The organism is Mesorhizobium sp. WSM4848 (genome assembly GCF_055811375.1).
In genome coordinates this window covers 1-339 of the sequence record NZ_JBVVPX010000134.1, presented here as the reverse complement: position 1 = coordinate 339, position 339 = coordinate 1, and the positions used below count along the sequence as shown (strand labels likewise).

Annotated in this window: 1 protein-coding gene; it reads left to right on the top strand. The window is 61.7% G+C overall.

Annotated features, from left to right (window positions below; genetic code table 11):
* Positions 1 to 66: 66 nt before the first annotated feature.
* Positions 67 to 339, top strand: a 273-nt coding sequence (locus AC0L16_RS33650; RefSeq protein ID WP_473625823.1) for a helix-turn-helix domain-containing protein, incomplete at its 3' end; no start/stop codon positions are given.

Here is a 339-nt window from a genome sequence, read left to right as displayed (position 1 = left end):
AGCGTAGTCGCACTGGAGGCAACCCGCGCTGCACGGCTGTCCGGCACAGCATTCCGGGATATCGTGATGACCCACCCTACTTTTGCCTGGGTGCTGCTTGAGCATCTATCTGCCCAGCTCCGGCGCATGACCGAGCGGGTATTCGAATACAGCACTCTGGTCGTGCGAAAACGACTGATCGTCGAGCTCCTGCATCGGGCGGAGAAAGCCGCACTCGTGGACGGCGAGGTGTCCATAAGCCCGGCACCGACGCATTCCGAGTTGGCGGCAACGATGAGCACGCACAGGGAAGCGGTCTCGCGCGAAATGAGCGACCTCGCCAAGAGAGGCCTGATCGAA